This window comes from Rhodococcus sp. NPDC056960 (genome assembly GCF_042674125.1).
Lineage (GTDB): Bacteria > Actinomycetota > Actinomycetes > Mycobacteriales > Mycobacteriaceae > Rhodococcus_F.
The window spans coordinates 351,530-374,897 of sequence record NZ_JBHURF010000002.1 but is presented as its reverse complement, the minus strand read 5'-3'; the positions used below and the strand labels follow the sequence as shown (position 1 = coordinate 374,897).

Genomic DNA, 23,368 nt, shown 5'->3' with positions numbered 1-23,368 from the left:
TTCCCTTTCCCTCGCTTGCAACTTCTACGGTGCCGGAGTTGTCCAATTCGAATCGGGAGCCACGGTGAGTTTGAAACCCCTCGCTTTGTTCGTCAACCACGACGGCGTGTCTTCGCGCGCAACCGTCACTTGCCAGTACAAGTGCGGAAACGCCTGCTCCCACGACGTCCCCAACACGTCGCAGGGCGAGTACTTCCGTGACATCGCCCGCACCGCCCTGTCGCGGCGCGGGATGCTCCGTGGAACGGGAATGGCCGTCCTCGCCGTCGGCGCCGGCTCCGCCCTGGTGGCCTGCTCGGACGATTCCGGAAACGGAAGCTCTTCCGCCGCAGACGGTTCGAACGGTAGCGCGCCCGCGGGTACGAACTTCGGCGCCGTCGCCCCCAACACCGAAGACGCCCTCGTCGTCCCCGAGGGGTACGAGCAGGCCGTCGTGATCCGCTGGGGCGACCCGGTGCTGCCCGGGGCTCCCGCCTTCGACTTCGACAACCAGACCGCCCAGGCACAGGCACAGCAGTTCGGGTTCAACAACGACTTCGCCGGACTGCTGCCGGTCGACGGCCAGCCCAGCACCTTCCTGCTGGTGGTCAACCACGAGTACACCACCGAACCGTTCATGTTCAAGGGCTACGACGCCGAGAACCCGTCGCCGGAGCAGTTCCAGACCGCGCTCGCCGCGCACGGACTGTCCGTGGTGCAGGTGAAGGGCGAATCCGCCTCGGGTGCACTCACTCCCGACTTCGGACCGTACAACCGGCGGATCACGGCGACGACGGAATTCGTCGTCACCGGCCCCGCCGCGGGCAGCGACTTCCTGAAGACGTCCGCGGATCCGACCGGCACGAAGGTGCTGGGCACGCTCAACAACTGCTCGGGTGGCGTGACCCCGTGGGGCACGGTGCTGTCCGGGGAGGAGAACTTCAACCAGTACTTCGCGAACGCCGAACTGGTCACCGACCCCGCCGTCGCCGCCCGGCTGAAGCGGTACGGGGTGGAAGGCGCTGCCTCCGAACGCAAGTGGGAGCGCTTCGACAAGCGGTTCGACCTCGCCCAGGAGCCGAACGAGGTCAACCGCTTCGGCTACGTCGTCGAGGTCAACCCGTGGGACGCGACGTCCGCACCCGTCAAGCACACCGCGCTGGGCCGGTTCAAGCACGAGGCCGCGACCATCCACGTCACCGACGACGGCACCGTCGTGGCGTACAGCGGCGACGACGAGCGCTTCGACTACATGTACAAGTTCGTGTCCAGCCGCAAGGCGATGGACGGCAACAGCCAGGCCGCGGTGCGCCACAACATGACGCTGCTCGACGCGGGCACGCTGTACGTCGCGAAGTTCAGCGGCAACTCGGCGGACGAGATCGACGGGTCGGGGACGTTGCCGGCCGGCGGCGCGTTCGACGGCACCGGTGAGTGGATCCCGCTGCTGCGCACCGGTGAGGACGGCAAGGGGGAGTCGCTCGTCGACGGCATGAGCGCCGAAGAGGTGGCGGTGTTCACCCGGCAGGCGGGCGACAAGGTGGGCGCCACCAAGATGGACCGCCCCGAGGACTTCGAGCCGAGCCCGACCACCGGCAAGGTGTACGTGGCACTGACCAACAACACCAAGCGCGGCGTCGACGGCGCGGCGGCCGCCGACGAGGCCAACCCGCGGAACAACAACAAGAACGGGCAGGTCCTCGAACTCACCGACGACCACGCCGGCACCGCGTTCACGTGGAACCTGCTGCTCGTGTGCGGCGACCCGACGGCCGCCGACACCTACTTCGGCGGCTTCGACAAGGAGAGCGTCAGCCCGATCTCCTGCCCCGACAACCTGGCGTTCGACCCGCACGGCAACCTGTGGATCTCCACCGACGGCAACGCACTGAAGTCGAACGACGGCCTGTTCAGCGTGGTCCTCGACGGCCCGAACCGCGGCGAGACCAAGCAGTTCCTCACCGTCCCGAAGGGCGCCGAGACGTGCGGGCCGATCGTCGGCGAGAACCGGGTCACGGTGTGCGTACAGCACCCGGGCGAACTGGACGACGCGAGCGCCGACAGCCCGGCGTCACACTGGCCCGACGGCGGCGACGCGCAGCCCCGTCCCGCGGTCGTGGCGGTGTGGAAGTCGGGCGGCCTGATCGGCGTCTGACCCACAGGTGAGTGGCAAAGTGTGCCCCGGCACGCTTTGCCGCTCACATGGGGGGACGGCCGAGGAGCGACTCGAACACGGCGTTGCCCGCGAGGAAGCCGTGCCGGTCGTAGAACTCGAACATCGCGGACAGCCGGACACGACCATCCTCGGACAGCGACTGCCCGTGCCGCGACATCCACTCGTCGACGGACACCTGCTTCACCGAGACCGGCTCATCCGCCCGCTCACACAGGTCCCGAACGCTGAGGGCCTCGGGGCCGCCGAGTTCGTAGGTGGCGCCGTGGTGGATGTCGGGGCCCTCCACCAGCACTCGCGCGGCCACCTCCGCGACATCGGCGAGCCGGACGAACGAGAACCGGGCGTCGGGACTGTAGGGCAGTTCGACGGTGCTCGCCGAACCGTCCAGGATCGCCGCGAAGTTCTCCGCGTAGGCGCACGGTTGCAGGACGGTCCATCGCAGTCCGGACGTCCGCACCAGGTCCTCGCACCGCGCCTTGTCGACGTGGTGGGGCATCGCCGGGGTGTACGGCCACGCAACCGAGTGGTAGACGACATGCTCGACTCCTGCATCGGCGGCGGCCGCGAGAACACGCCGCACGAGGGCCGGTTCGTCGGGATGCACGTTGGGCGCGATGACGTACACGCCCCGGCAGCCCGACAGCGCCTCGTCCAGACCCGCGCCGGTGTCGAGGTCGACGGCGTGATCGCCGGGACGCCGGGCGGTGTGCACCACCCGGCGTACGCCGGCGAGCCCCCCGAGCGCCGCGACGACGGCGGCTCCGGTCTTCCCCGCGGCGCCGACGACGGCGATGTCGGCGCCGCGGGAGAGGGACTCGGTCATCGGATCACCGGTCGATGAAGTCGAATTCGGCGAACTTCGCACCGCCGGAAAGGCGTTCGTACCCGGGACCGCGGTCGAAGAACGGCTCGTCCAGGCCGCGGTCGGTGCGCATCTGCTCACGCAGCGCCTCGGTGGCGTCCACGTCCGCGACCGGCTCCTCGGTCGACGACGCCAGCACCACACCGTAGTCGAGCCGGGCGCCCTCCGCGGACACCTTGCCCCACAGCACGTCGCGGACGACTTCCTCCGCCGGACGGTCGAGCGGGTCGCCCCAGCCGCCGCCACCGGTCGTGCGGATGCGCACCACCTCGCCGGCCTTGATCGGTTCGGCGTCGGTCAGCGCGTCGAACTCGCGCTCGTTCGGGCCGCCCGGGTCGAGAACCACCGAGAAGGGGCGTCCGGCCTTGCCGCCCTTCACTCCCCAGCAGGAGAGGATGGAGCGGTCGGCGATGGACATGAAGTTCGCATCCTTGAGCATCCGGATGTGCTTCTCGTAGCCGAGCCCGCCGCGGTAGCGTCCGGCGCCGCCGGAATCCTTCGCCAGGCCCAGCTTCTCGACGATGAACGGGAACCGGCTCTCGGTGAACTCGGTCGGCAGGTTCCGGGAATCGGGAACGACGTGGATGGTGTCCTCCCCGTCCGCGTAGTGCCTGCCGCCGGAGCCGCCGCCGAGCACCTCGCGCATCAGGTACGAGTGCCCGTCGAAGTCCTCGCCGTACACACCCGTGTAGCGGATGGTCTCCTGGTCGGCGGGCATGTTCCCGTCGACGGCCTTCGCGACCACACCGGCGAGCACCCCGAGCAGACGCAGGATCACGAACGTCCGGGCGTTGGTGGGCGCCGGGAAGATCGGGGTGATCAGCGTGCCCTTCTCCGGGAACTTCATCTCGATCAACGGCACGACGCCCTCGTTCACGTCGAGTTCCGCCATCCGCTCGGGACTGTCGGCGAGGTTGCGCAGGATCGGCGCCAGCCACTTGATGAGGAAATTGCCGTCGGCGTAGTCACCGCAGTGGTTGATGGGACCCTTCGCCTGCGGTCCGGTGCCGTTGAAGTCGAGGATGAGACGCTCGCCGCCCTCGTCCTCCGGTCCGGTCTTGGTGAGCGTGATCCGCTGACGGTGCAGCATGGGCTCGTCGACGCCGTCGTGCTCGGCGTAGTCCTCCCACGTGTATTCGCCCTTCGGGATCTTGCTGAGGATCTCCCGCCGGTATGTCTCGGTGGTGGCGTCCATCATCGCGTCGAAGCACGCCTCGACGGTGTCGCAGCCGTACCGCTCGAACAGTTCGGTGAGGCGGCGGGCACCCATGAGGCAGGCCGAGCACTCGGCGTCGAGGTCGGCGGCCAGCGCGTCGGGCATCCGCGAGTTGCGGGTCATGATGCGCAGCGCGGCCTCGTTGGGCACACCCTGATCCCACAGCTTGATCGGCGGGACCATCAGGCCTTCCTCGTACACCGTCGTCGCACCCGACGGCATCGATCCGGGGCAGCAGCCGCCGATGTCGTCGTGATGGCCGAACGCCTGCACGAACGCGACGACGGACGGTTCCGCGTCGCCCGGCCGGGTCGCGAACACCGGAACGGTGACGCAGAGGTCGGGGAGGTGGCCGATGCCGCCCTCGGACAGGTACACGTCGTTGTGGAAGTAGACGTCGCCGGGCTTCATGGTGTCGAGCGGGAAGTCCCGCGCCACCGGATGCACCAGCGCCGAATACGAACGCCCCGTGAGCTTCCGGAGGTTGCGGTCGTGGATGCCGGCGCGGAAGTCGTGCGCGTCGCGGATCATCGGGGAGCGGGAGGTCCGCGAGATCGACGTCTCGACCTCCATCTCGACGCTGGCGAGGTAGCCGGCGACGATCTCGACCAGCACCGGGTCGGGCGTCGTTCCGTCGACCGGTGTCAGCCGGTAGGGCTTGGCCGCCTGCACTGCAACGGGTTCGGTGGTGACGGTCATCGGTTCGCTCCGTTCGAGTCGGCGATCTTGGTGATGCGGATGTTTCCGAAGGTGTCGATCCGCGCGCGGAAGCCGGGGTGCACGGGGATGGTGGAGCTGAATTCCTCGATCACAGCGGGCCCGTCGAGCACGTCGCCCGCGCCGAGCCGAGCCCGGTCGTAGACCTGGGTGGTGACCCATTCGTCGAAGTACGCCGGACGGGTGCCGGTCACCGCGGACTCGGCACCAGTGCCGGCCGCGATCTCGTTGAGCGTCGGGCGCTTGATCGGGCCGATGCCGCTGACGCGCAGGTTCACCCACTCCACGTGCTGATGCGGGTCGCCGCGGAAGTCGTACCCGTACAGCTCCTTGTGCGCCTGGTGGAACCGTTCCGCGGCCTCCTCCATCAGCTCCGGGGTGACGGGACCGTCGCCGATCGCCACCCGGACCTCGAACGCCTGCCCGAGGTAGCGCAGGTCGGCCGAACGCGCATATTTGCGCTCGGACGGACCGAAGCCCTCGTCGGCGAGTGCGACTTCCGCCTCGGCGGCGAGCGCGTCCAGCCCCGACTGCAGTTCGGCGATCTCCAGCCGGTCGTGCCGGCAGACGTGGGTCTGCACGTAGTCGTTGCGGACGTCGACGGTGAGCAGTCCGAACGCGGACACGTTGCCCGGGTTCAGCGGGACGAGAACGTCCTTGAGCCCGAGGATGTCGACGAGCCGGCAGGCGAGCAGCGAACCGGATCCGCCGAACGTGACCAGGGTGAAGTCGCGGACGTCGAGGCCGCGCTTGACCGTGATCTGCCGCAGCGCGTTGGCCTGGTTCCACGCCGACACCTCGAGGATGCCGGTGGCGCAGGCCTCGAAGTCGAGCTTCAGCTGGTGCGCGAGTTGCTCGACGCCCTTTCGGGCCAGTTCGGTGTCGAGGGGAATCTCGCCGCCGAGCAGGTGGGGTGGGATGCGGCCGAGCAGCACGTGGGCGTCGGTGATGGTCGGCTCGCTGCCGCCCTTGCCGTAGCAGAGGGGACCGGGGTCGGCGCCCGCCGACTGCGGTCCGACGCGCAGCGTGCCCTCGGGGGTCTGCCAGGCGATGGAGCCGCCGCCGGCGCCGACGGTGACGACGTCGATCATCGGGATCTTCGACGGGTATGCCCCCACCCTGCCCTCGGTGGTGAGCGCGGGCTCCCCCTTCACCACGACGGTCACGTCGGTGGACGTTCCGCCGCCGTCGCACGTGAGGACCTGCTCGACGCCGGCGACACTCGCGATGAGCGCGGCACCGAGCGCGCCGGCCGCCGGGCCGGACAGCACCGTCGTGATGGGCTGGTGCACGACCTCCTTCGCGGAGAGCACGCCGCCGTTCGACTTCATCACGTAGAACGGGATGTCGCGGGCCTCGCCCTCGTCGGAGGAGAATTCGCGCAGCCGGTTCGCGATGTTGTTCACGTAGTTGCGGATGTTCGGCTTCACCGCGGCGTCGACGAGCGTGGTGATGGACCGCTCGTATTCGCGGTACTCGCGCAGCACCTGGCTGGAGATGCTCACCGTCGCCTCGGGGTATTCCTCGAGCAGGATGTCGCGGACGCGGCGCTCGTGGCTCGGGTTGGCGTAGGAATGCATGAGGCACACGCCGATGGTGCGGATGCCGCGGTCGGCGAAGAAGCGGGCGGCCGTGCGGACGTCGTCCTCGACGAGGGGGCGGATCTCGCTGCCGTCGAACGCGAGCCGGCCGCCGATGGTGCGGACGCGGTCGGCGGGGACGATGCGGTCGGGCTTGACCCAGAAGTAGGAGTTGCCGTAGCCGTCGGGGACGGACTGGCGGGCGATCTCGAGGACGTGCTCGTAGCCCTCGGTGGTGATGAACCCGAGGTTCTCGACCTTGCCTTCGAGGAGCTTGTTGGTGGCGACGGTGGTGCCGTGGCTGACGGCGCCGATCGCGTCACCGGTCTCGCCGAGCTTGGCGAGCACCTTCTCGATTCCGGTGAGGAATCCCTGCGCCGGGTCGGCGGGCGTCGAGGGTGTCTTGGTGGTGACGACGGCTCCGGACTCCTCGTCCACAGCCACGACGTCGGTGAATGTTCCGCCGGTGTCGATACCGACCCGAATCTTTCTGGATTCCACGATTCCTCCTGGGCTCGTCTCTGTAAGGCAATTGCACCGCTTCCGCCGCCCGGTTTCTTTGTCACATATCGCCGAACTCACCGGTCCTCGTTCGGCGCGGCCCGCGATCCGGTGGCCCCGGACAGACGACAGCACCCCGAACCGCAGGGTTCGGGGTGCCGTGGGACGGGTATGCGCGGGGGTTACTTCGAGCAGGTCCCCCGCACGAGAATGCCGCCGACGAGCACACCGGCGAGCGCGATGCCGGCACCCAGGGCTGCCGACGCGAGAACGGTTGCCGTGGACGCCCCCTCGGGTGTCTGCATCCGGGCGGCAACCGGAACCGGGGCTGCCGCGGAAGTGCCGGCAATCGCCGGGACCTCACCGGCCGCCGCGACGACCTCCGCCGCCGGGATGCCGTTGGCGATCACGCCGTCGATGCCCTTGAAGAACACCCCGGCCATCTTCTTCGCCACACCGGTGATCATCCGCTGCCCGACACCGCCGACCATGCCGCCGACGACGGCGTCGGCGTCGTAGCTGAGCAGGGTGCCGCCGTCGCGTTCCTCGAGCCGCACCGTCACGTCCGCCTTGACGGTGCCGGGAGCACCGGCCCCGGACGCCGTCATCACGAACGACTGGGGCCGATTCTGCTGCGACAGAATCACTTCGCCGTCATAGGTGCCCTTGATGGATGCGACGCCCGCGGTGATGGACAACTTGTAGTGGTTGTCGCTGAGCTGCTCGAGGGACTGCACCCCGGGGATGGTGGCCGCAAGGACCTTTCCGTCCTGCAGGTTGTCGTACACGGCCTCCGGCGGGGCGGTCAGTAGGGCGGTGCCTGCGATTCTCATTCGTTCTCCTTGCTCTGTGACGACGCGTGCGCGAGGCGAAGCTCGAACAACTCGGAAGGGGATATCGGCATGGATGTGATCGGGAAGCCTTCCGCGTCCTCGATCGCCGCCGCGATGACGGCGGACGTCGGGATCACGCCGGCCTCACCTGCACCCTTCATGCCGAGGGGATTGAGACCGGACGGGGTGACGGTGTGGTCCATCTCGAGGGAGTCGGGCATCTCGGTGACGAACGGCATCAGGAAATCCATGTACGACGCGTTCAGCATCTGCCCGTGCTCGTCGTAGACGATCTTCTCGTACAGCGCGCCGCCGACCCCCTGCGCGACGGCGCCCATGACCTGGCCCTCGACGATCCGCGGGTTGATGACGTTGCCGCAGTCGTGGATCACCGCGTACCGCCGCACGTGGATTTCCGCCGTCACCGGATCGGTTTCGACGATCGCCGCGTGCACGCCGGACGCGAACGTCGACGTCGGCGGCGAGTAGTAGCCGGTGGCCTCGAGTCCGGGCTGTTCACCCTCGCGGACCGGCGGAATCGTCATGTCCGTGTCCGCTTTCGCGAATCCGGTGGCCTGCCGCGACGCGTCGTCGAACGCGTACCGCAGCGGGTTCGACAGCACGGCGACCACACCCAGCGAGATGGACGTGCCCTCGGCGCCGGGCAGTGTGCCGATCTTGCACACGTGCCCACCACGCAGTTCCAGTTCGGCGGGATCGAGGTTCAGTGCCTCCCCGGCGATCGTGCGGGCCTTCTCCGCCACCATCTGCGCGGCCACGTGAAACGCCGAACCGGACATGACGGCGCCGCGGGACGCGAACGTGCCGACGGCATAACCGAATCGGCGGGTGTCACCGGTGACGATCTCGACGTCGGCGACGGGCACGCCGAGGTCGTCCGCGACGATCTGCGCGAACGCCGTCTGATGGCCCTGCCCCTGCGTGGTCAGACCCGTTGCGGCCTTGACCTTCCCGGACGTCTCGACGAGGACGTGGGCGCCCTCGTACGGGCCCGGCCCGGTGCCCTCCACGTAGGCGCCGATCCCGATGCCCACGGCCCGGCCCTCGGCCTTCGCCTGCTTCTTGTACTCGGCGAACCCGTCCCAGTCGATGAGCTTCTTCAGCTTGTCGATACCCGCCTGGTAGTCGCCGGTGTCGTAGATCAGCGGGCGGCCGTCCTGGAACGTGAGGTGGAAGTCGTACGGCATCTCCTCGGGACGGATGAAGTTGTGCTCGCGGACCTCGATGACGTCCTTGCCGAGATACTTCGCGATGGCGTCCATCGCCCGTTCCATCGCGAACACGGCCTGCGGGCGGCCTGCGCCGCGGTACGGCGTGACGATGACGGTGTTCGTGTACAGCGAGTACGCGTCCACCCGGAACGATTTCGGCTTGTACGGCCCGAGCACCTGCGTCGACGTGTTCAGCATGACGATGATGCCGTACGGCAGGTAGGCGCCGTTGTCGTGCCAGAACGAGAAATCGAACGCGAGCAGTGTGCCGTCGTCGTCGAAACCGACCGTCACCTCCTGGATCTGGCCGCGCTCGTGCGCGCTCGACACGAAGTGCTCGCGCCGGTCCTCGACCCATTTGACCTCGCTGGAGATGCCCGCCGTCCCGAGTCGCCGCGCGGCCCAGGTCACCATGACCTCCTCCGGCCACGGGTGGACGATCTTGACGCCGAAGCCGCCGCCGACGTCGGGCGCGATGCAGTGGACCTTGTTGTGCGCCATCTTCAGTCGGGCCGCGATCGCGGCACGCGCCGACGTCGACGTCTGCGTGGACGTCCAGAACGTGAGCGCCTGCTCGTCGGTGTCCCAGCGGGCGTAGACGCCCTTGCCTTCCATCGGCATCGACGCCGACCGCTCGATCTCGAGGTTCAGGGTGAGCCGATGCGGTGCCTTCGCCAGTTCGGCATCCACGTCGCCGAAACCGTGCTGCAGGTGTGCCGCCACGTTGTCCTGGACGTCCGGATGCACGGCGTTCTCCGCCTGCCGCGCCACCTCTATGCCCACGACCGGTGCGAGCATCTCGTACGTGACGTCGATCTTGGCGCACGCGTCCTCGGCGATGTACCGGTTGTCGGCGACCACCATCGCGATCGCCTCGCCGACGTGATTCACCTCGTCCTTGGCGAGCGGATACCCGTTGCGCGGGGCGGTGATCGCCGGGTGCGGAATGAGGAGCGGCAGATTCTCGGCCATCTCCGGGGAGTCGTCCACCAGGTCGTCGTACGTGTAGATCGCGTGCACGCCGGGCAGATCCAGGGCGGCATCGATATCGATCGCCGTGATGCGGGCGTGCGCGTGCGGTGATCGGACGAACGCCGCGATGAGCGCGTTGTGGCCCAGGTCGTCGAGGTAACGGCCCTGACCGCTGAGCAGTCGGGCGTCCTCGGTGCGGGGAATCGGTTTGCCGAACAGCTTCTCGGATTCGACCGCCCCCGAGCCGCTTTCCTTCGTACGTGCCGGTTCGGTGCGGGGTTTCGTGACGCTCATGCTCGCCCTGTCCTTCCCCCGACGGGATTGGTGGTGCCCCGGACCTTCGGGTCGAGTGAGGCGCGTGCCGACTCGTCGTCCTTGCCGAGCGGGAACTCGCCCGAACGCTCGCGCTTGATCTCCGCGGCGCGCAGAACGGCCGCGCGGATGTTCTGGTATCCGGTGCACCGGCAGAGATTGCCCGCGATCGCGTCGGTGGCCTCCTCGCGGGTGGGCGAATCGTTCTCCTCGAGGAACGCGGCGATGGTGGTGACGAAACCCGGAGTGCAGAAACCGCACTGCAGGCCGTGACAGTCGATGAACGCCTGCTGCACCGGGTGCAGCGTGCCGTCGGGTTCGACGAGACCCTCGACGGTGGTGACCTCCCGGCCCTCCAGGCTCGCCGCGAGCACCAGGCACGACCGCACCGGCTTGCCGTCGAGCAGGACGGTGCAGGCGCCGCAGACTCCGTGCTCGCAGCCGACGTGTGTTCCGGTCTGGCGCAGATGGTGCCGGATCGCGTCGGACGCGAGCGTGCGCGACGGCAGCAGCACCGTCTGCGTCACCGCGTTGAGCGTGAACGTCACCGCGACGTGCTGTTCGCCGGTCTCCTCGTGCAGCTCGGCGAGTTGCTCGTCGATGCTCTGCTTTGCCCTTGCCATGGTCACCTTCCTCCCGCCGACACGTGCACGGCGGCACCGTCGAGTACTGCATCCTGTGCGGCCGCGAACCCGACCCGGGCGGTCAGCGCCGCCACCAACTGCGACCGGTACCGCGCCGTGGCGTGGATGTCCGGTTCGGTGTCGATCCGCTCCCGCGCGAACTCGGACAGGTTCCGCCACAACGGGTCCCGGTCGTCCGTGGCGGACGCGCCCCGGAGGATGTCCGTGTAGTCGACGACCTCACCGAGTTCGCCGGCCGAGACATACGTCATCCGGGCCTGCGCCACGGCACCGCCCTCGACCCGCACCTGCGCCACGACTCCGACGAGCGCGTAGTCGCCGTGCCGACGGGCGATCTCGTCGATCGCGGTCCCGACCCCGGGCTCGGCGGCCGGGACCGTGACACTGGTCGCGATCTCGTCCGGTTCCAGGGTGCTTTCGAGCGGCCCGGCGAACAGGTCGCTCGCCCGGATCTCCCGAACCCCGCGCACCGAACGGACGGTGATCGAACCGCCGAGCAACGCGAGCACCGCCGGCATCTCCGCGGACGGGTCGGCGTGCACGATCGAGCCGACCGTCGTGCCGCGATTACGGATGGTGGGGTGCGCGACCAGACGCAGCCCGCGGCCGATCAGCGGCTGCACCTGCGCGGCGCCACGGTCGGCTTCGAGCACCGAATGCGTGGTCAGGGCGTCGAACGTGACACCGAGGTCACGCGAGGACGACACCGCGTCCAGCCGGGGGATAGATCCGATGTCGACGAGGTGCGCAGGCGCGGCCAGCCGCATCGACAGCAACGGGATCAGCGACTGCCCGCCCGCGAGCACCTTGCCCTCATGAGCCACGTCCGCGAGGATCTGACAGGCCTCGTCGATCGACCGAGGTCGGTGATAAGTCAGTGGCGACGGTTTCATTCCTCAGATCCTGCCCGTATCGTACGCTCGACGTTTCGTGAACTAGTGACAAAACTCACGTGCTGACGCTGGCAGATCACGTGAGCTGACCGACCCGATCCGGGGCCGATCCGTCGTCCGCGGTCGGCTTCGGGTGGTGACGGCCGGTGCCGGGGTCGTCGGCGTCGTCGATGTCCTTCGGGGCGATGACGCGGCACAAGTGGTACATCCCGATCACCACGATCGTGCCGAGTGCGATGCCGCTGAGGGAGAACGTGTCGGTGAACTTCAGCTCCGTGTCACCGATCGCGATGATCAGGCCCGCCGCGATGGGCATCAGGTTGAGCGGGTTGCCGAAGTCGACGCCGTTCTCCTTCCAGATCTTCGCGCCGAGCAGGCCGATGATCCCGTAGAGCACCACGGTGATTCCGCCGAGCACACCGCCGGGGGTCGCGGAGATGACGGCACCGAACTTGGGGGAGAAGCCCAGCAGCATCGCGATCACCCCGGCCGCGGCGTACGCGGCGGTCGAGTACACCTTGGTCGCGGCCATGACGCCGATGTTCTCCGCGTACGTCGTCGTGGGGGATCCGCCGACGCTGGTCGCGATGGTGGTGGCCAGGCCGTCGCCGATCAGGGCGCGTCCCATCATCGGGTCGAGGTCGGTCTTGGTGATCTCGGCGACGGCCTTGACGTGTCCGGCGTTCTCCGCGATCAGGGCGATCACACCGGGCAGCACGAGGACGATGAACGTGAGACTGAACGACGGCGCGTGAATGCCGACGATGCCGTTCGCCTCGTCGGAGAACGGCGGAAGCCCGATCCACGACGCGGAGGAGACGCCGTCCCAGTTGACGCGGAAGTGCTCGGTGACGCCGCCGGCGACCGGGTCGTACGACGTGATCATCCCCGTCGTCAGGTCGAGCACCCACGACAGCACGTACCCGAAGAGCAGCGTGAGGAAGATCGCGACCCGCCCGAGGAATCCACGCAGCGCGACGCTGGCGACCACCAGCACGATCATCACCGTCAACGCGACCCACTGGTCCTGCGGCCAGTACGTTCCCGCGACGACCGGGGCCAGGTTGAATCCGATCAGCATGACCACTGCGCCGGTGACCACGGGCGGCAGGATCTTGAACACCACCCCACCGCCGAGGAAGTGGATCAGCACGCCGATCCCGGCGAGCACGAGACCGGACACCAGGATCGCGCCCGTCACCTGCGCCGACGTGCCGCCCTGCGCTCGGATGGCGGCGATACCGCCGACGAATGCGGCCGACGTTCCCAGGTAGCTGGGGATCCGGCCCTTGACGACCAGCAGGAAGAAGAGGGTGCAGAAACCCGACATCATCACGGCCAGTTGAGGATTGAGACCCATGATGATCGGGAAGACGAACGTGGCTCCGAACATCGAGACCACGTGCTGCCCGCCGAGCCCGATCGTGCGGCCCCAACTGAGCCGTTCGCCGGGCGTGACGACCTCCCCGGGTGCGATGGTCTTGCCATCTCCGTGCAGTGTCCAGATAGGCATAGGGGGACCTTTCAGACAGTGGCGGTGCAGGGGTGCCGGCGGCCGGCTTCTTGCAGTGTGCCGCACGTCACAGTTACACCTCGATAGGAGGGAAACGTTATTACAGCGTCAGCCCACCGGCGTGAGAAGAATCTGCCAGGGCGTGCCCGGCGAAATTGGCAACTTTAGGAATTGATGCCGCGCATCGCCATGATCTTGAGGGCGAGCGACAGGTCGAGGCGCAATTCGGGGTGATCGGTGAACGACCCGAGCATCTTCTCGAGCTTCACCACCCGGTACCGCAGGGTGTTGTAGTGAAAATGGAGCTGACGTGCGGTTTCGGCGATGTTGATGTTGGTGGCGAGGAGCACCTCCAGGGTGCGCCGCATGTCCTGCGCCTCGGGTGTGTCGGCGGTCAGTTCGCGCAGCGTCTCGCTCGCGAACGATTCGAGTTCGCTGTCGTCCTCGACGAGGCTCAGCAACCGGTAGACGCCGAGGTCGTCGAAATGCGTCACCGCCCAGGCGCCGGTGATCTGCCGCCCCACCTTCAGCGCGGTCCGCGCCTGGCCGTAGAGGGCGGGGATGCCGTCCACCGAGTCCGTCGGCCGGGAGACACCCACCCCGAACGCCCGGCGTCCGCCGCCGCCGTCGCCGCGCACGTAGGCGACGAGTTCGTGGACGAGGTTCATCGTGTCGGTGCCGACCCCCATGAGGATCACCGTCTCCGTCGGCAGCGCGGTGACGGCGGCGCCGGGGTCACGGCCCGCGACGGCGCTGGTGAATGCCCGCGCCTGCCGCTCGACGAGGGGCATCCGGGGCATCGACGGTTCGTCCTCACCGACCGGATCGGGTTCGATCACCACGACCACCACGGGACGGTCGAGGTCCCAGCCGAACGTCTTGGCGTGCGCGACGACGTGCTCGTGTTCGCCGCCGCGGCCCAGCAGCAGGTCGCGGACGAAGTTGGCGCGGTGCTTCTCCTCCACCGAGGACACGACGAGTTCGCGGGCGACCACGAGCGCGCACACCGCCGCGGCCTGCTCGACGAGGTACAGGTCTTCGCTGCTCAGTTGCCGCCCGGTGCTGGACTGCACCAGCCGCCCGTGATCGATGCCGTTGGCCGAGATGGCGGAGACCGCGATGAACTCGTCGCCCAACCGGTGCAGGCCGAGACCGCCCTCGGTGGAATCGGTGCGGACCCGCCCGGTGGAGTCCAGTGCCGCACTCGACGCCAGCCGGCGCAATTCGGACTCGTCGCCGGCGCGGCACAGCTGACGGCCGTCGGGGGTGGTGATCAGCACGGCGCCGCCCAGTTCCCGGGCGACGGCATCGGCGAGTTCGGCGAAGCCTCCGCCGGCCATCACGACGTCGACGAGCACCCTGCGCAACCGGTCCGCCTCGAACACGGCGTCGACCTGCCGGGCCGACAACTCCGCGAGGTCACCGGCGAGGGGATGCGCCTGCGGATACAGGTCCGCGACCACCACGACGGGAAACCCGAGTTCGTCGGCGGCATCGCACATCTCGGCCGGAAGCGCCGCGGTGCCGTCGTCGAGTCGCACCGCGAGCCCGGCGACGCCGCGCCGGTCGAGTCGGGTGAGAAACACGTCGACCGGCTCGACCAGCCGGCCGAGCACCGAGGTGGTCGTGATCAGCAACTGCCCGGTCCGGAGCCACGGTCCGATGTCCGGCACCGCCATCACCGCGACGTTCGACACCTCACGGTTGGTGCCCTCGCTGCCGGCGAGCAGCGTCGGGGAGACGAGCAGGTCGGACGTCAGCACCTCGGCGAACGACTGCGGGGGAAGGTCCAGAACCGGCCCGGTGTCGGCGGCCGCGCGGAACCCGGCAGCGGAACCGCCGACATCCCTCGTCGTCACTGCAACACCCTGCTCACCTGATCCGACACACGCCCCTAATGGCGCGAAAGTGTGACCATAAGTCGCGACCCGAATACCCGTCAAACGTCGGTCATGCGGTGCACTCGAGCGGTCGGCCGGTGCCGCCGGGCGCGTCACGGTGAATCGGGCCGCTGAGCAGCTGGAGCTCGAGTCCCGTGGTGCCGCGGGTCGTCTTCATCATCTCGGCGAGGATCGACACCGCCGTCTCCTCGGGGGTGCGGGCGCCGAGGTCGAGGCCGATCGGCGAATGCAGTCGCGCCAGTTCCCGGGCGGTCGTGCCCTGTTCCCGCAGCAGAGCGACCCGGCGTTCGTGCGTGGCCCGGCTGCCCATCGCGCCGATGTACGCCGCGTCCGACCGCAGGGCGAGCCGCAGCAGCGGGATGTCGAATTTCTCGTCGTGGGTCAGTACGGCGAGGACGGTCCGGCGGTCCACCGGGGCCGTTTCGAGGAACCGGTGCGGCCACATCACCACGACGTCGTCGGCGTCCGGGAACCGGGCACGGGTCGCGAAGACGGCGCGGGCGTCGATCACCGTGACGTGGTAGCCGGCGAACGCGCCCAGGGTGCACATGGCCGCCGCGAAGTCGATGGCCCCGAAGACGTACATCCGCGGTGGCGGCGCGAAGATCTCGACCATGCACACCGCATCCGACTGCAGCTGATACACGACCGACTCGCCGGCGCCGAGGCCACGACGGACGCTCTCGACGTCGGACTCGGACAGCTCGAGGTCGCCCACCGGCCCGTCCGAGGCGATCACGCAGCGCCGGGTCCGGGCATCGTCGCCGGTCTCCGTCACGACGGCGATCGACTCGCCGCCGCGGATCCGGCGCGACACGGACGCGAAATCGGGAAAGTCCGCGGGCCCGATCCGCTGCACGAACACCTCGATGGTGCCGCCGCACGTCAGGCCGACACCGATGGCGTCGTCGTCCGCCACGCAGAAGACCTCGGTGCGGCTCCGCCCGTCGGCGAGCACGTCCCGCGCCGTCTCGTACAGCGCACTCTCGACGCAGCCACCGGACACGCTGCCGAGCACCTCGCCGGACTCCGACACGGCCATCGCCGCACCCGGCGCCCGCGGCGACGACTTCCAGGTGCGCACCACCGTGGCGAGGGCGAAGTTCTCGCCGCGGTCGAACCACGATTCCAGGCCCGTCAGGATGTCGCGCATCGTCTCGTCCTCCTCGGGGATGTTCGGTAGCTCACGCTAACCGGCGACGACCCGCCGTCGTGGCACACAAAGCGCCGAAATCCCCGGCGGCCGCTTGTGCATTCTCGCCATCGCTATCGGTCGGCGGGTCCGTAATTCTCGGACGGTCCCCCCTTCCTTTCCAGAGAACCGAGGATCCACCATGAACCAGTTGCTCAGCGGGATCCGGGTCCTCGACCTCACGCGCGCGCTCGCCGGCCCGCTGTGCACGGCGCTGCTGTCCGATTTCGGCGCCGACATCATCAAGGTCGAGACCCGTTCCGGTGGTGACAGTTCCCGGCAGTGGCCGCCGTTCGATGGCAGCGACAGCCTCTACTTCACGTCCGTCAATCGCGGGAAACGCTCGGTCGCGCTCGACATGCGCACCGACCAGGGCCGGACCTTGTTGCGCCGCATGGCCGTCGGAGTGGACGTCATCGTGGAGAACTTCCGCCCCGGCGTCCTCGCCGAGATGGGACTGGATCAGGAATCGCTCGCCGCGGACAATCCCGGGGTGATCGTCATGAGCGTCAGCGGTTTCGGACCGACCGGCCCCGAGCAGTTCTCACCCGGCCTGGACCAGGTGGCGCAGGGCATGTCGGGACTGATGTCGGTGACCGGCGCCGGCGACCACACCCCGATGCGCGTCGGCATCCCGATCATCGACACGGTGTCCGGTATCTATGCGGCGCTGGGCATCACGGCGGCACTCGTGGCCCGCGGACGCGACGGCGCCGGTCATCACGTGCAGACGTCGCTGCTCGAATCGGCGCTGTCGATCATGTCGTTCCAGGCGCAGGACTACCTGAGCACCGGACGCGTCGCGGAGCCGAACGGAAACACGCACCCCACCATCACGCCGTACGGCACGTTCGACACCGCCGATTTCCCCATCATCATCGCCACCGGCTCGGACCGGCACTGGGAGGCACTGTGCGGCATTCTCGGGGACCCGGATCTCGCCGACCGGCCCGAATACCGCACCGGCCAGTCACGACTCGCGCACCGCGATCGGCTCACGAAGGAACTGCTCGAGCTGCTGTCCGTGCGACCCGCCGCCGACTGGGTGACGCTCATTCGCGCCGCGGGCATCCCGTGCGGCCCCGTCCACACCATCGATCAGGCGTTCGCCGACCCGCAGGTACAGGCCCTGAAAATGGTGCAGCCCGTGGCCACCCCGGACGGCGGTGAGGTGCCGCTGGTCCGCGGGCCGTTCTGGGTGAACGACGAGACGCTGCCGATCCGGAACGCTCCGCCGATGGTGCTGGGGCAGGACACGGCCGAGGTGCTCGCCGAATTCGGGCTGAGCGACGAGGACATCGACAGTCTGCGGCGCGACCGGGTGATCTGACCTGGGTCGGCCGTGGCCGCCTCACAACCGGGCGGCCACGGCCAACGCCACGTGTTCGCACCACGGGCGCGCGACGATCTGCACGCCGATCGGCAACCCCGACTTCGTGTTTCCCACCGGAACCACGACGGACGGCAGGCCGGTGACACTGATCGCGCGGCAGCTCGCCAGGGCCTGCGCCCAGGTGAGCGTCTGCCCACCGACGGCGAACTGTTCGTCCCCGAGCGGCGGCGCCGGGATCGAGGCGACGGGCAGGACGAGGATGTCGCCCATCTCGCCGAGCAGGCGATGCACGAGTTCGGACCGCTGCGCCCAGAGCCGTTCCACCAGACGGCGGTCCACGTCCTGCACGTCGGCGAGCATCGCGGCGATGTTCGTCCCGAAACCGGTGCCAAGTTCTGTTATGTCGGTGTGGGTTTCGACCGACCGCAGCCGCCCGAACAACGCGTTACCCTCCGCGAGCGCCGCACCCCGGTACGCGCGGGCACCGAGCCCGCCGGCGGCACCGGCGACGGCGGAGACGATCTCGTCGTCGACGGGGACGGTTCCCTCGCCGGGCGCCCACGTGATGTCGAGGCGCGAAGGGTCCACCGAGCGCGGGTCGGTCCAGGAGTACTGCCGGGACGAGAGCACCCGCAGCATGAGGGCCGCGTCCTCCAGGGTCCGGGCCATCGGGCCGATCGTCTGCAGCGTGCCGTGCATCGTCGCCGGATTGGTCAGCAGATGCTCGCCCGACGGGACCCCGGGATACTGGCCGTCCGGGTCCACCCGGCCGATGGTCGGGCGGACGGAGCGCAGTCCGGTGCAGTGGGCGGGCCAGCGCACCGAGCCCCCGAAGTCGGTGCCGAGCCCGACGACGCTCATCCCGGACGCGATGGCAGCCGCCTCACCGCCGCTCGACCCGCCGGGGGAACGGGGAACACCGTCGGGCCGGAGCGGGTTCACGGTGTACCCGAAGAGGTCGTTGTGGGTGAGGCCGCTCGCCCCGAACTCGGGGGTGTTCGTCTTGCCGACGAGAATCGCGCCGGCCGCCCTCATCGCGGCCACCGCGGGGGCGTCGACGCGCGGCACGTTGTGTTCGAGCGCGCGCGATCCCGCCGTCGTCCGAACACCCGCGGTCGCGATCAGGTCCTTCACCGTGAACGGGACCCCCGCCAGCGGGCCGACGTCCTCACCTCGGCCGATCCGGACGTCGAGGTCGTCGGCGGCCCGGATCGCCTGATCCTCGGCGACCGTGACCAGCGCATTCAGCTCCGGGTTCCGGGCCTTGATGTGCGCCAGGTGGTCGGCCAGCACCTCGCTCGCGGACACCTCGCGGTTCGTCACGGCGCGGGCGATCGCGTGCGCGTCCGAGCCGACCCAGCTGCCGTCGTTACCCCACACATGTCCTCCTCGGCTCGTGCTCAGGGGTCGACGCTAGAGGTCCCCGAACCCGTCGCACACGGCCAGTCTGCACAGGAATAGGGGTCCCGGGCTGTGAAGAGTTGATACTTCCCCGCGCTACGGGCTCTGGGAGGATCGGGTGATGCTCTCGCCGTGGGTCCGCCTCGCCGTCGCGATGTTCGCGGTCAGCTGGGGTGCCAACCAGTTCGCACCGATGCAACTCGTCTACCGCGAGCATCTCGGCCTCGGCAACGGCTCGTTCACCGCGATGCTCGCCTCGTACGTGGTCGGGTTGATCCCGGCCCTGCTGTACTTCGGGCGCGTGTCCGACCGGTTCGGCCGGCGGGCGGTGATCCGCCCCATGATCCCCGTCGCCATCGTCTCGTCGCTCGTCCTGATCGCGGGGGCCGCCGTCCCCGACCTGCTGTATCTGGGACGGGTGCTGGCCGGCCTCGCGTCCGGCATGGCGTTCGGCGCAGGTACCGCCTGGATGAAGGAACTCAGCACCGACGCGCCGGCCGGGGCGGGGGCCCGCCGCGCCGCCGTGTCGTTGTCCGCGGGGTTCGGCTGCGGAGCCCTGTTCGCCGGTGTGATCGCACAGTGGCTGCCCGCGCCCGAACTGCTCCCGTACCTGGTGCACATCGCGTTGATGATCGGCGCGCTGGCGCTGGTGTGGTCGGTGCCCGATGCGCGGGGCCGCGCCACGAGCAGCACCCCGAAATCCCTGTCCGCGCTGTCGACCCGGCAATTCCGCTGGGGCATCGCCCCCTGGGCGCCGTGGGTGTTCGGTGTCGCGACGGTATCGTTCGCGACCCTTCCGCCCTTGGTGTCCGAGTCGCTGCGCTCCACCTCGGTGGCGTTCACCGGTCTCGTCGCCGCGCTGACACTGCTCACCGGCGCGGTGATCCAGCCGTGGGCCAAACGGTGGTCGCAGCAGGACGACGCGGCCGGCGTCCGCGTCGGCATCACCCTCGGCGTGCTCGGATTCGGCGCCGCGACCGTCGTCGCATACACACACGGCACACTGTCAGTCGCCGCGATCGTCGTGGCGGCACTCCTCCTCGGCTCCTGCTACGGCATCCTGCTCGGCTCCGGTCTCGCGTCCGTCGAACAACTGGCGCCGGAAGACGAACTCGCACAGACCGTGGCCGTCTTCTACTGCCTCATCTACATCGGCTTCGCGGTCCCCTTCCTCATCTCGGTGCTCGCACCACACCTCGGCTACGCCACCTGCTTCCTCGGGGCCGCACTGCTCATGCTGGCATCCGTCGCAGTCGGGCGGAAGGCGAAGGAAAGGCACCTCACCCCCAGGTGAGTGGCAAAGTGTGCCCGGGCACGCTTTCCCACTCACGTGGGGGTGGCGCGACCACACAGCACGACACCCCGCGAGTCGGAATTCGCGGGGTGTCGTGGGTGGAGATGATCAGGCGATGTCGAACCGGTCGAGGTTCATGACCTTGACCCACGCGGACGCGAAGTCCTGCACGAACTTCCCCTTCGCGTCGTCGGTGGCGTAAACCTCGGCGAGACTGCGCAGTTGCGAGTTCGACCCGAAGACCAGGTCGACGGCGGTGGCGGTCCACTTGGCCTTGCCGGTGGCCCGGTCGCTGCCTTCGTAGACGTTCTCGGCCGAGGCCGATCCCTTCCACTCCGTGCCCATGTCGAGGAGGTTGACGAAGAAGTCGTTCGTCAGCGCCTCGGACTTGTCGGAGAAGACGCCGTGCTTGGTCTGCCCGTAGTTGGCGCCCAGGGCCCGCAGGCCGCCGACGAGGACCGTCATCTCCGGGGCGGTCAGCGTCAGCAGGTAGGCGCGATCGACGAGGAGAGCCTCGGCGGGCAACTTCTCTCCGGCGCGGAGGTAGTTGCGGAAGCCGTCGGCGCGCGGTTCGAGCACCGCGAACGACTCCACGTCGGTCTGCTCCTGGGTGGCATCCGTGCGCCCGGGTGTGAACGGGACCGTGACGTCCTGTCCGGCATTCTTCGCCGCCTTCTCGACCGCCGCGGTTCCGGCGAGAACGATCAGGTCGGCGAGGGAGACCGACACACCCGACTGCGAGGAGTTGAAGTCCTGCTGGATCTGCTCCAGGGTCTGCAGCACCGTGGACAGCTCGGCCGGGTTGTTCACCTCCCAATCCTTCTGCGGCGCAAGACGGATACGCGCACCGTTGGCGCCACCACGCATGTCGGTGCCGCGGAAGCTGGCCGCCGACGCCCAGGCGGTGGACACCAGCTGGGAGATGGACAGACCGGAGTCGAGGATCTTGCTCTTGAGAGCGGCGATCTCCGTGTCACCGATCAGCTTCTGCTCGGCGGCGGGAACGGGGTCCTGCCACAACTGCGCCTCCGGCACCCACGGGCCGAGGTAGCGCGTGACGGGTCCCATGTCGCGGTGCAGCAGCTTGTACCACGCCTTGGCGAACTCCTCGGCGAACTCCTCCGGATGGTCCAGCCACCGCCGGGTGATCTTCTCGTAGGCCGGGTCGATGCGCAGCGACAGGTCCGTGGTCAGCATCGTCGGGGCGCGTCCCGCCGACGAGTCGAACGGGTCGGGAATGGTGCCCGCGCCCGCGCCGTCCTTCGCGGTCCACTGCCAGGCACCGGCGGGGCTCTTGGTCAGCTCCCACTCGTAGCCGTACAGCACCTCGAGGAAGCTGTTGTCCCACTTGGTCGGAGTGGGCGTCCACACGACCTCGAGACCACTGGTGATCGCGTCCTTGCCGACGCCGGTGCCGAAGGCGCTCTTCCAGCCCAGGCCCTGCTGCTCGATCGGGGCCGCTTCCGGCTCGGGACCGACCAGGTCGGCGTCGCCTGCGCCGTGCGTCTTGCCGAACGTGTGGCCACCGGCGATCAACGCCGCGGTCTCCACGTCGTTCATCGCCATGCGGGCGAACGTCTCCCGGATGTCGCGGGCGGCTGCCAGCGGATCCGGCTGGCCGTTCGGTCCCTCCGGGTTCACGTAGATGAGGCCCATCTGCACGGCGCCGAGCGGACCCGAGAGTTCGCGGTCGCCGCTGTAGCGCTCGTCGCCGAGCCAGGTGTCCTCGGGACCCCAGTAGATCTCCTCGGGCTCCCAGATGTCCTCACGACCGAAGCCGAAGCCGAACGTCTTGAACCCCATCGACTCGAGGGCGCAGTTGCCGGCGAAGACGAGGAGGTCTGCCCAGGAGACCTGCTTGCCGTACTTCTGCTTCACGGGCCACAGCAAGCGGCGGGCCTTGTCGAGACTCGCGTTGTCGGGCCAGCTGTTGAGCGGGGCGAAGCGCTGGGCGCCCTGACCACCGCCGCCGCGACCGTCGGCGATGCGGTACGTACCCGCGGCGTGCCAGCTCATCCGGATGAACAGACCGCCGTAGTGGCCGTAGTCGGCCGGCCACCAGTCCTGGGAGGCCGTCATCAACGCGATGACGTCACGCTTGAGCGCCTCGACGTCGAGCTTCGCGAACTCTTCGGCGTAGTCGAAGTTTTCGCCCATCGGGTTCGCCTTGGACGAATGGGCGTGCAGCACCGACAGCTCCGGCTGGTTCGGCCACCAGTCGCGGTTGGTACTCGGCCGATGCTCCTTGGCAGTGGGCGACGGGATTGCGGGGTTTTCACTTTCACTGGTGCTCTGAGACTTTCCCTCATGAGCGACCGGGCAGCTATCGGACACAGCATTCCTTCCAAGAGTGAGCGAATCGGGCTGTGGTCATTGGGATAATCGGGACGTATGTGACGTGGAGCAGTCGGGACAACGGCCCCAGTACACGACCTCCGCCTCGTCGACGACGAAACCGCTGTCGTCGGACGGTGTCAGGCAGGGCGCCTCGCCGACGGCGCAGTCGACGTCGGCGATGGCCCCGCAGGACCGGCAGATGACGTGGTGGTGGTTGTCGCCGACCCGCGACTCGTAGCGGGCAACGGAACCGGGTGGCTGAATCCGGCGCACGAGCCCCGCGGCGGTCACGGCGTGCAGCACGTCGTACACGGCCTGTCGGGAGACCCCCTCCAGGACCGTGCGTACAGCCCCGAAGATCGTCTCCGTATCGGCGTGCGGACGTGCATGCACCGCCTCCAGCACCGCGACCCGGGGGCGGGTCACGCGAAGTTCAGCACCACGCAGCAGCTCTGCGTAATCCGGCATCGACGGCACTCA

General features: G+C 68.8%; 16 protein-coding genes. 3 read left to right on the top strand and 13 right to left on the bottom strand.

What is annotated here, in order from left to right:
• Positions 1-64 precede the first annotated feature (64 nt).
• The gene (locus ACFTWF_RS04730) at positions 65-2,134 is read left to right on the top strand and encodes a PhoX family protein (protein ID WP_378460110.1); all 2,070 of its coding nucleotides are present in this window, start codon (positions 65-67) and stop codon (positions 2,132-2,134) included.
• A 43-nt stretch (positions 2,135-2,177) separates the two neighbouring features.
• Here the strand turns inward: ACFTWF_RS04730 and ACFTWF_RS04725 are convergent, their stop codons facing one another.
• The 10 genes from ACFTWF_RS04725 to ACFTWF_RS04680 form a co-directional block, all read right to left on the bottom strand.
• The gene (locus ACFTWF_RS04725; protein WP_378460109.1) at positions 2,178-2,978 is read right to left on the bottom strand and encodes an NmrA family NAD(P)-binding protein; all 801 of its coding nucleotides are present in this window, start codon (positions 2,976-2,978) and stop codon (positions 2,178-2,180) included.
• A 4-nt stretch (positions 2,979-2,982) separates the two neighbouring features.
• Positions 2,983-4,932, bottom strand: a complete 1,950-nt coding sequence (locus ACFTWF_RS04720) for a hydantoinase B/oxoprolinase family protein (protein WP_378460108.1) — start codon at positions 4,930-4,932, stop codon at positions 2,983-2,985.
• On the bottom strand, positions 4,929-7,031 hold the full coding sequence (locus ACFTWF_RS04715; RefSeq protein WP_378460107.1) for a hydantoinase/oxoprolinase family protein: 2,103 nt from the start codon (positions 7,029-7,031) through the stop codon (positions 4,929-4,931). The genes ACFTWF_RS04720 and ACFTWF_RS04715 overlap by 4 nt, the downstream gene beginning before the upstream one ends.
• Before the next feature lie 182 nt (positions 7,032-7,213).
• On the bottom strand, positions 7,214-7,864 hold the full coding sequence (locus ACFTWF_RS04710) for a carbon monoxide dehydrogenase subunit G (RefSeq protein WP_378460106.1): 651 nt from the start codon (positions 7,862-7,864) through the stop codon (positions 7,214-7,216).
• Entirely contained in the window at positions 7,861-10,362 is a 2,502-nt protein-coding gene (cutA, locus tag ACFTWF_RS04705) for an aerobic carbon-monoxide dehydrogenase large subunit (RefSeq protein WP_378460105.1), read from the bottom strand. Before cutA ends, ACFTWF_RS04710 begins: the two co-directional genes overlap by 4 nt.
• Positions 10,359-11,003, bottom strand: a complete 645-nt coding sequence (locus tag ACFTWF_RS04700; protein ID WP_378460104.1) for a (2Fe-2S)-binding protein — start codon at positions 11,001-11,003, stop codon at positions 10,359-10,361. Before ACFTWF_RS04700 ends, cutA begins: the two co-directional genes overlap by 4 nt.
• 2 nt (positions 11,004-11,005) lie before the next feature.
• A complete protein-coding gene (locus tag ACFTWF_RS04695) occupies positions 11,006-11,917 on the bottom strand; it encodes an FAD binding domain-containing protein (protein WP_378460103.1) in 912 nt (303 codons plus the stop codon).
• Between the two features lie 76 nt (positions 11,918-11,993).
• Entirely contained in the window at positions 11,994-13,430 is a 1,437-nt protein-coding gene (locus tag ACFTWF_RS04690) for a uracil-xanthine permease family protein (RefSeq protein ID WP_378460102.1), read from the bottom strand.
• Positions 13,431-13,594: 164 nt separating this feature from the next.
• Positions 13,595-15,289 (bottom strand): PucR family transcriptional regulator, encoded by a 1,695-nt coding sequence (locus tag ACFTWF_RS04685; RefSeq protein ID WP_378460101.1) that lies wholly within the window; start codon positions 15,287-15,289, stop codon positions 13,595-13,597.
• Positions 15,290-15,380: 91 nt separating this feature from the next.
• Positions 15,381-16,484, bottom strand: a complete 1,104-nt coding sequence (locus ACFTWF_RS04680) for an XdhC family protein (protein WP_378460100.1) — start codon at positions 16,482-16,484, stop codon at positions 15,381-15,383.
• Positions 16,485-16,665: 181 nt separating this feature from the next.
• Here ACFTWF_RS04680 and ACFTWF_RS04675 point away from each other — a divergent pair, with 181 nt between their 5' ends.
• Positions 16,666-17,853, top strand: a complete 1,188-nt coding sequence (locus ACFTWF_RS04675; RefSeq protein WP_378460099.1) for a CaiB/BaiF CoA transferase family protein — start codon at positions 16,666-16,668, stop codon at positions 17,851-17,853.
• A gap of 21 nt (positions 17,854-17,874) precedes the next feature.
• Here the strand turns inward: ACFTWF_RS04675 and ACFTWF_RS04670 are convergent, their stop codons facing one another.
• Complete coding sequence (locus ACFTWF_RS04670) at positions 17,875-19,236, bottom strand: amidase (protein ID WP_378460098.1); 1,362 nt, start codon at positions 19,234-19,236, stop codon at positions 17,875-17,877.
• Positions 19,237-19,378: 142 nt separating this feature from the next.
• Between ACFTWF_RS04670 and ACFTWF_RS04665 the strand changes: the two genes are divergently transcribed.
• Entirely contained in the window at positions 19,379-20,551 is a 1,173-nt protein-coding gene (locus ACFTWF_RS04665) for an MFS transporter (protein ID WP_378460097.1), read from the top strand.
• A gap of 108 nt (positions 20,552-20,659) precedes the next feature.
• Here ACFTWF_RS04665 and katG read toward each other — a convergent pair whose 3' ends face one another.
• Together katG and ACFTWF_RS04655 are read right to left on the bottom strand one after the other, a co-directional pair.
• Entirely contained in the window at positions 20,660-22,885 is a 2,226-nt protein-coding gene (katG, locus tag ACFTWF_RS04660) for a catalase/peroxidase HPI (protein ID WP_378460096.1), read from the bottom strand.
• A gap of 36 nt (positions 22,886-22,921) precedes the next feature.
• A complete protein-coding gene (locus tag ACFTWF_RS04655) occupies positions 22,922-23,356 on the bottom strand; it encodes a Fur family transcriptional regulator (protein WP_213015178.1) in 435 nt (144 codons plus the stop codon).
• Positions 23,357-23,368 lie beyond the last annotated feature (12 nt).

What these genes read in the sequence shown, in the direction of transcription:
- ACFTWF_RS04725 (WP_378460109.1), bottom strand. Translation starts at nt 2,978, where the DNA reads ATGACCGAGTCCCTCTCCCGCGGCGCCGACATCGCCGTCGTCGGCGCC.
- ACFTWF_RS04720 (WP_378460108.1), bottom strand. Translation starts at nt 4,932, where the DNA reads ATGACCGTCACCACCGAACCCGTTGCAGTGCAGGCGGCCAAGCCCTAC.
- ACFTWF_RS04710 (WP_378460106.1), bottom strand. Translation starts at nt 7,864, where the DNA reads ATGAGAATCGCAGGCACCGCCCTACTGACCGCCCCGCCGGAGGCCGTG.
- cutA (WP_378460105.1), bottom strand. Translation starts at nt 10,362, where the DNA reads ATGAGCGTCACGAAACCCCGCACCGAACCGGCACGTACGAAGGAAAGC.
- ACFTWF_RS04700 (WP_378460104.1), bottom strand. Translation starts at nt 11,003, where the DNA reads ATGGCAAGGGCAAAGCAGAGCATCGACGAGCAACTCGCCGAGCTGCAC.
- ACFTWF_RS04695 (WP_378460103.1), bottom strand. Translation starts at nt 11,917, where the DNA reads ATGAAACCGTCGCCACTGACTTATCACCGACCTCGGTCGATCGACGAG.
- ACFTWF_RS04690 (WP_378460102.1), bottom strand. Translation starts at nt 13,430, where the DNA reads ATGCCTATCTGGACACTGCACGGAGATGGCAAGACCATCGCACCCGGG.
- ACFTWF_RS04680 (WP_378460100.1), bottom strand. Translation starts at nt 16,484, where the DNA reads ATGCGCGACATCCTGACGGGCCTGGAATCGTGGTTCGACCGCGGCGAG.
- ACFTWF_RS04675 (WP_378460099.1), top strand. Translation starts at nt 16,666, where the DNA reads ATGAACCAGTTGCTCAGCGGGATCCGGGTCCTCGACCTCACGCGCGCG.
- ACFTWF_RS04665 (WP_378460097.1), top strand. Translation starts at nt 19,379, where the DNA reads ATGCTCTCGCCGTGGGTCCGCCTCGCCGTCGCGATGTTCGCGGTCAGC.
- ACFTWF_RS04655 (WP_213015178.1), bottom strand. Translation starts at nt 23,356, where the DNA reads ATGCCGGATTACGCAGAGCTGCTGCGTGGTGCTGAACTTCGCGTGACC.